This window comes from Salegentibacter tibetensis (assembly GCF_020164485.1).
GTDB lineage: Bacteria > Bacteroidota > Bacteroidia > Flavobacteriales > Flavobacteriaceae > Salegentibacter > Salegentibacter tibetensis.
Window position 1 is genome coordinate 1 of record NZ_JAIQZA010000161.1, and the last position, 255, is coordinate 255.

A 255-nucleotide genomic window follows, 5' to 3' on the forward strand; every position below is an offset into this window, starting at 1 on the left:
GTCCCGCAAGGGAGGGGGGCACTTGAATGCTTACCGCAGTTCTTCTTTATTTTTTGTTTCTTAAAATATGTCAACGTTATTAGGTATGACATTTAGTACGGATCAGGGCACAAGCTGCCAACTGATTTCTGAACACTGCATACTAAAGACTTAAGGTGGTTATGGCAACGGGGCTCACCTCTTCCCATTCCGAACAGAGAAGTTAAGCCCGTTAGCGCAGATGGTACTGCTATTTGTGGGAGAGTATGTCGCCGC

Annotated in this window: 1 rRNA gene; it reads left to right on the forward strand. The window is 46.3% G+C overall.

Annotation, left to right across the window (positions count from 1 at the left end):
• Positions 1-151 precede the first annotated feature (151 nt).
• Positions 152-255, forward strand: a 5S ribosomal RNA gene (gene rrf, locus LB467_RS19665); the annotation flags it as partial.